Source organism: Streptomyces sp. NPDC048424 (assembly GCF_040651555.1).
Lineage (GTDB): Bacteria > Actinomycetota > Actinomycetes > Streptomycetales > Streptomycetaceae > Streptomyces.
This window is the reverse complement of sequence record NZ_JBEZKE010000075.1, coordinates 1-5,032: the sequence shown is the minus strand read 5'-3', so window position 1 is coordinate 5,032 and position 5,032 is coordinate 1. Positions and strand designations below refer to the sequence as shown.

Annotated in this window: 1 protein-coding gene; it reads right to left on the bottom strand. The window is 73.3% G+C overall.

Annotation, left to right across the window (positions count from 1 at the left end):
- The coding region (locus tag AB0D29_RS38545) for a type I polyketide synthase (RefSeq protein WP_362860503.1) at window positions 1-5,032 on the bottom strand (5,032 nt) is incomplete at both ends.

Below are 5,032 nucleotides of genomic sequence, written 5' to 3'. Positions count from 1 at the left end.
ACGGCGGCGATGTCGAGGTGTCCGTGGTGGGTGGGGAGGGTGGCCAGGATCTCGGTTTCGGTGGCTTCGATGGCGATCATGGCGCCGCCGGTGGGCGCGGACTGCATCAGCCGGCCACGGACGGCCACCAGGGTGCAGGCGTCGTCCAGGGAGAGGACCCCCGCGACGTGCGCGGCGGCCAGCTCGCCCACCGAATGGCCGAGGAGGTGGTCGGGGGTCAGGCCGTAGTGCTCCACCAGCCGGAACAGTGCGACCTCGACGGCGAACAGCGCGGGCTGCGTGTACTGCGTCCTGTTGAGGAGAGCGGCCTGCGCGCTGCCCTCGCCGGCGAAGACCAGCTCCTTGAGCGACAGGCCCAGGTGGGCGTCCATCCGTGCGCAGACGGCGTCGAACGCCTCGGCGAACACCGGGTGGGTCTCGTACAGTTCGCGGCCCATGCCGGGACGCTGACTGCCCTGACCCGTGAACAGGAACGCGAGCCCGCAGGCCCCGTCGGCCCTGCCGGAGTCCCCGGTCACCAGCTGCGGCGCGGACTCGCCCCGGGCCAGTGCGTCCAGGCCCGCCAGCAGACCCGCCGGGTCGTCGGCGAGGACGACCGCACGCTCCGGGAGCGCCGCCCGCGTGGTGGCGAGCGCGTGGCCGACGTCCAGGTGCGCGAGGTCGAAGCCGCCCTCCGTGCCGGCCTCGGCGGCCAGCCGCCGCAGCTGGGTGGCCCGGGCGCGCAGGCCCTCCGTACCGCGGCCGGAGACCACCCAGGGCAGCTGGGCGGGGGTCGCCGGGTCGCGGGACTCCGCGGCCTCGGCGATGGGGGCCTGTTCGAGGACGACGTGGGCGTTGGTGCCGCTGATCCCGAAGGAGGAGACGGCGGAACGGCGCGGCCGGTCGGTCTCGGGCCACGGGGTCGCCTCGGTGAGGAGCGACACCGCGCCGCTCGACCAGTCCACGTGCGGGCTCGGCGCGTCCACGTGCAGCGTGCGCGGCAGCACGCCGTGGCGCATGGCCATGACCATCTTGATGACGCCGCCGACGCCGGCGGCGGCCTGGGAGTGGCCGATGTTCGACTTGAGCGAGCCGAGGTGGAGGGGGCGGTCGGCGTCGCGGTCCTGGCCGTAGGTGGCGAGGATGGCCTGGGCCTCGATGGGGTCGCCGAGGGTGGTGCCGGTGCCGTGGGCCTCTACGGCGTCGACGTCGGCGGGTGAGAGTCCGGAGGCGGCGAGGGCCTCGCGGATGACCCGCTCCTGGGAGGGGCCGTTGGGGGCGGTGAGTCCGTTGCTGGCGCCGTCCTGGTTGACGGCGGAGCCGCGGACGACGGCGAGGATCTCGTGGCCGTTGCGGCGGGCGTCGGAGAGCCGTTCCAGGAGCAGGATGCCGACGCCCTCGCTCCACGTCGTACCGTCCGCCGAAGCCGCGAACGACTTGATCCGCCCGTCGGGCGCCAGCCCGCGCTGGCGGCTGAACTCGACGAAGGGCCGCGGAGTGGCCATGACGGTGGCGCCGCCCGCCACGGCAAGGGTGCATTCGCCCTGGCGCAGGGCCTGGGAGGCCAGGTGCAGGGCGACGAGGGAGGAGGAGCAGGCCGTGTCGACGGTGATGGCCGGGCCCTCCAGCCCGAAGGTGTAGGACAGCCGTCCGGAGGCCACACTGCCGGCGCTGCCCGTGCTCAGGTAGCCCTCGTACTCGACCGGAACGGCGGACAGGCGGGAGGCGTAGTCGTCGTACATGGTGCCGACGAACACACCGGTGCGGCTGCCGCGCAGCGTGGTCGGGTCGATGCCCGCGTGCTCGAAGCTCTCCCAGGTCGTCTCCAGCAACAGGCGCTGCTGCGGGTCGATCGCGAACGCCTCGCGGGGCGAGACGCCGAAGAACTCGGCGTCGAACCGGTCGGCGTCGTAGAGGAACCCGCCGTGCCGGGTGTAGCTCTTGCCGGCCCGGGTGGGGTCCGGGTCGTAGAGGTGGTCGAGGTCCCAGTCGCGGTTGGTGGGGAAGGGGCCGATGGCGTCGGTGCCGTCGGCGACGAGCCGCCACAGGTCCTCGGGGGACCGGGCGTCACCGGGGTACCGGCAGGCCATCCCGACGATCACGATCGGGTCGTCCTGGCCTACGCCCGCGCCGACCGCGGCCTGCCGGACCGGCCGGGCGGCGGCCTCGCCGGCGATCTTGGCGAGCTCGGCGACCACGAAGTCGGTGAGCGCACCCGGCGTGGGGTGGTCGAAGACGGCGGTCGCGGGAACCGCGATCCCGCTGTCCGAGGCGAGCCGGCGGCGCAACTCCATGCCGGTGAGGGAGTCCATGCCCAGCTGGATGAAGGGCCCGCTGTCGTTGACGGCGGCGGGGCCCGCCAGGCCGAGCACGGCCGCGACCGTCGTCCGTACGAGCTCACCGGCGGCGCGCCGGCGGTCGGCCGGGGGCAGTTCGGCGGTGCGCTCCGCCCACGAGGATCCGGTGGCCGAGGCGGCGCGCCGGCGCGGGGCGCGGACCAGGGTGCGCAGCAGGGCGGGCGCGGACTGCTCCGGGGAGCGCAGCGCCTTCAGGTCCAGCTCGATCGGCACCAGCTCCGGCTGACCGGCCGTGAGCGCGGCGTCGAACAGCTCCATGCCGCGTGCCGGGGTCAGCGGAAGGATGCCCTTCGCGGCCCACCGCTTGATGTCGGCCTCCGAGAACTGCGCGGCCATGCTGCCGGTGCTCGTGTCCCAGAGTCCCCAGGCGAGGCTGGTGGCGGGGAGGTTGTGGTGGTGGCGGTGGTGGGCGAGGGCGTCGAGGTAGGTGTTGGCGGCGGCGTAGTTGGCTTGGCCGGGGTTTCCGATGAGTCCGGCGATGGAGGAGAAGAGGATGAAGTGGGTGAGGGGGAGGTGTCGGGTGAGTTGGTGGAGGTTCCAGGCGGCGTCGGTTTTGGGGTGGAGGACTTGGGTGACGTGGTGGGGGGTGAGGTTGTCGAGGGTGGCGTCGTTGAGGGTGCCGGCGGCGTGGATGACGGCGGTGAGGGGGTGGTCGGTGGGGATGGTGGTGAGGAGTTCGGCGAGGGCGTCTCGGTTGGCGGTGTCGCAGGCGGTGATGGTGATGTGGGCGCCTGCTGTGGTGAGTTCGGTGGTGAGTTCGGTGGCGCCGGGGGCGTTGGGTCCGGTGCGGCTGGTGAGGAGGAGGTGTTTGGCGCCGTGGTGGGTGACGAGGTGGCGGGCGAGGATGTGGCCGAGGCCGCCGGTGCCGCCGGTGATGAGGATGGTGCCTTCGGGGTCGAGGGGCTTGGCCGGGGTGGGGTTGGTGGGGGTGTTTTCGAGGCGGGGGGTGTGGAGTTGGCCGTTGCGGAGGGTGAGTTGGGTGTCGGGGGTGGTGGCGGCGGTGTGGGCGGCGGCGGCCAGGGCCTCAGCGGTGTCGGTGTCGGTGCTGAGGTCGAGGTGGGTGAGGCGGCCGGGGTATTCGTTTTGTGCGGTGCGGATGAGTCCGGTGAGGGCTGCGGCTGCCAGGTTGTGGATGTCCTCGTCGGTGGTGAGGGCGGTGGCGCCCTGGGTGAGTACGACGATTCGGGTGGAGTCGAGGGTGGTGTCGGCGAGGAGTTCCTGGAGGGTGGCCAGGGTGCCCTGAACCGCCGCATGGACTTCCGAGCTCGGCTCGGTGAGCGCGATGACACCGGGGACCGGACCGCCCGAGGCGAGCGCGGTCCGCAGCGCGCCGGCGTCCGCGTACGCCTCGCCGGAGACGGCCGCGGCCAGAGCGTGCGGGTCCGAGCCGAGTACCGCCCACGGCCCGGCGGCCGGCTCGGCGGCCTGCGGGACGGGCTTCCACACCAGGCGGTAGAGCCCGTCGATCCGACCGCTGCGGTCCTGTAGGTCGCCGGCCGGTCGCAGGGCGATCTCGTCGACGGTGATGACGGGCCGGCCGTCGGCGTCCGTGGCCGTGAGCGAGGCGGCGCTCCTACCGCTCGGAACCAGGTGCACCCGCAGCGCGGTCGCACCGGCGGCGTGCAGGGTGACCCCGTTGAACGAGAACGGGATGGTCAGCTCGTCGGAGTCCTCGATCAGCAAGGTGTGGAGGGCGGCGTCCAGAGCGGCGGGGTGGAGGGCGAACCCGTCCCCGTCGATGCTCTCCGGCAGCGCGATCTCCGCGTACAGATCCGTGCCCCGTCTCCACGCGCTCCGCAGGCCCTGGAAGGTGGGGCCGTACGTGTATCCGCGCTCGGCGAGGCGGGCGTAGAGGTCGCCGACAGGTATTTCAGTGGCTCCCTCCGGCGGCCAGACGGCCGAGCCGGTCGCGGGAACCGGAACCGGAACCGGGCCCGCCGCGGCGAGCACACCGGAGGCGTGCCGGGTCCATTCCTCCTCCGTCCGGCCCTCGGCGCGGGAGTGTACGGAGACGGAGCGGGTCCCCGACTCCTCGGCGCCCAGCGCCACCTGCAGGTGGATGCGGCCGTCCTCGGGAACGATCAGCGGCGCCTCCAGGACGAGCTCCCGGAGCCGGTCGTAGCCGAAGCGCTCGCCCGCCGCCACGGCCATCTCGACCAGGGCGGTGCCGGGCAGCAGAACGGTTCCGGAGACGGCATGGTCGGCGATCCACGGGTGGGTGCTCCGCGAGACACGGCCCGTGAGCAGCAGTCCCTCCCCGCCGGCGAGGCTGGTCACCGCGCCGAGCAGCGGGTGTTCCGCCGACGTCAGGCCCAGGCTCGCCACGTCCTCGGGCGTGGCCGGGCTGTTCAGCCAGAACCGGGCGCCCTGGAACGCGTACGTCGGCAGCAGCGCCCGCCGCGCTCCGGGGAAGAGGCTCTCGACGTCCAGAGCCGCACCCCGTACGGCCGCGTGGCCGAGGGCGACCGCGAGGGTCTGCGCCTCGGGGCGTCCCTTGCGCAGGACGCCGACGGTCGACACCGCGCCCTGGGCGATCTCCTCGCCCAGGCAGCCTCGGGTCATCGCCGTGAGCACCGGGTCGGGGCCGATCTCGATGTAGCCGGTGACGTTCTGGTTGTGGAGGTACTGGATGCCGTCGTTGAAGCGGACGGTGTGGCGGAGGTGTTGGACCCAGTAGTCGGGGTTGGTGAGTTGTT